This window comes from Mycobacterium asiaticum (assembly GCF_001668675.1).
Lineage (GTDB): Bacteria > Actinomycetota > Actinomycetes > Mycobacteriales > Mycobacteriaceae > Mycobacterium > Mycobacterium asiaticum_D.
This window is the reverse complement of record NZ_LZKQ01000214.1, coordinates 1-2,537: the sequence shown is the minus strand read 5'-3', so window position 1 is coordinate 2,537 and position 2,537 is coordinate 1. Positions and strand designations below refer to the sequence as shown.

The following is a 2,537-nucleotide window of genomic DNA, read 5'->3' as shown; positions in this document are numbered from 1 at the left end:
TCGGCGATGCGGGTCATCGCCGCCATCAACACGACACTAGACGCCGGCCTGGCGGTACGGACCCTGTTCGAGGCGCCGACGGTTGCCCGGCTGGCGCCCCGTATCGGTGCCGGTGGCGCCGCGTTGGAGCCGTTGGTGGCTGTTGAGCGGCCTGCGGTGGTTCCGCTGTCGTTCGCGCAGAACCGGTTGTGGTTCCTGGATCAGCTGCATGGCCCGTCACCGGTCTACAACTTGGCGGTGGCGCTGCGGCTGCGCGGACCCCTGGATGTCGAGGCGTTGGGTGCGGCGCTGTCTGACGTGGTGGACCGTCACGAGAGCCTGCGCACCGTGTTCGCCACCCTGGAGGGAACGGCTCAGCAAATAGTCATCCCAACTGAGCAAGCCGATTTCGGTTGGCGGGTGGTGGATGCTGCTGGTTGGTCGGTGGGCCGGTTGGAGGAGGCGATCGGGGCTGCGGCGCGGTATGCGTTTGATTTGGCGGTTGAGATTCCGTTGCGGGCGCAGCTTTTCCGTGTCGCCGAGGATGAGCATGTGTTGGTGGCGGTGGTGCATCATATCGCTGCTGATGGGGCTTCGGTGGGGCCGTTGGTGCGGGATTTGGGTGTGGCCTATGCCGGTCGGTCGGTGGGGCAGGTGCCGGGGTGGGCGCCGTTAGCGGTGCAGTATGTCGATTACACGTTGTGGCAGCGGGCGCAGTTTGGTGAGCTCGAGGACAGTGGTAGTCGTATCGCTGGGCAGTTGGCGTATTGGGAAGATGTGTTGGCCGGGATGCCCGAGCGGGTGCAGTTGCCTACGGATCGGCCGTATCCGGCGGTGGCGGATTATCGCGGGGCCACGGTGGCGGTGGAGTGGCCGGCTGAGTTGCAGGCGCGGGTGCGTCAGGTGGCCGGTGAGCATAATGCGACCAGTTTCATGGTGGTGCAGGCTGCGTTGGCGGTGTTGTTGTCGAAGATCAGCGCCAGTGTTGATGTGGCGGTGGGGTTTCCGATCGCGGGGCGGCGTGATCCTGCGCTAGATGAGTTGGTGGGTTTTTTCGTCAACACGTTGGTGTTGCGGGTGGATTTGGGTGCTGATCCCACGGTGGCGGAGTTGTTGGCGCAGGTGCGTCAGCGCAGTTTGGCTGCCTATGAGCATCAGGATGTGCCGTTTGAGGTGTTGGTGGAGCGGCTCAATCCGGCGCGGTCGTTGACGCATCATCCGTTGGTTCAGGTGATGTTGGCGTGGCAGAACTGGCAAGACGGTGATGCGGCCGGGGCGATGTTGGGGGATTTGCAGGTCACGCCGTTGCGGGCCGATACCCATACTGCGCGTATGGATTTGACGTGGTCGTTGGCTGAGCGTTGGACCGATGCTGGTGAGCCTGCCGGGATTGGTGGGGAGGTGGAGTTTCGCACTGATGTGTTCGATGCGGCCAGCATTGAGGTGTTGATCGAGCGGTTGCAGCGGGTGGTGCTGGCGATGACCGTTGATCCGGCGGCGCGGTTGTCGTCGGTGGATGTGTTGGGTGCTGGTGAGCTTGCCCAGTTGGAGGGGTGGGGTAATCGGGCGGCGTTGGCTCGGCCGGCGGGGTTGGGGGTGTCGATTCCGGCGGTGTTCGCCGCGCAGGTGGCCCGGGCTCCGGAGGCGGTAGCGCTCAGTTTCGCTGGCCAGTCGATGACCTATCGCGAGCTTGATGAAGCATCAAACCGGTTGGCGCACTTGTTGATCGGCTTGGGCGTGCGCCCCGGCGAGCGGGTGGCGTTGTTATTCTCCCGTTCGGCCGAGGCGATCGTAGCCATCCTGGCGGTGCTCAAAACCGGGGCGACCTATGTGCCGATCGATCCGGCACAGCCCGCCGCGCGCATGGAGTTCATGCTCGGCGATGCCGCCCCGGTCGCGGCGGTAACGACCGCCGATCTGGCCGAGCGTCTGGAGAGCTACGAGCTGCCGGTCATCGATGTCAGCGATCCCCGCATCGGTGCTCAACCCAGCACCGGACTGCCGGCGCCGACAGAGGACGACATCGCCTACCTCATTTACACCTCGGGCACGACCGGCGTCCCCAAGGGCGTCGCCGTCAGTCACCGCAACGTCACGCGACTGCTGGAGACATTGGACGCCGAACTCGAGCTTTCAGGGCAGGTGTGGTCGCAGTGTCATTCCCTGGCGTTCGACTACTCGGTGTGGGAGATCTGGGGTGCGCTGTTGTACGGCGGCCGGCTGGTGGTCGTGCCCGAGCCGGTGGTCCGCTCACCGGAAGACCTGCTCGGAGTGCTCGTCCGTGAACAGGTCAGCGTGCTGAGTCAGACGCCGTCGGCGTTTTATGCGCTGCAGACCGCCGATGCGCTCGCACCCGAGCTCGCTGATCAACTCAAGCTCTCCACCGTCGTATTCGGCGGTGAAGCGCTCGAGCCCCAGCGCCTCGCGACCTGGCTGAACAATCACCCGGGGTTGGCCCGCCTCATCAATATGTATGGCATCACCGAGACGACGGTGCACGCCTCGTTCAGGGAGATCCTCAGCAGCGATGTCGAGCGAAACGCCAGCCCGATCGGCGT

General features: G+C 64.7%; 1 protein-coding gene. It reads left to right on the top strand.

The annotated features are described in order from the left end of the window. The coding region (locus A9X01_RS18585) for a non-ribosomal peptide synthetase (RefSeq protein ID WP_155772155.1) at positions 1-2,537 on the top strand (2,537 nt) is incomplete at both ends.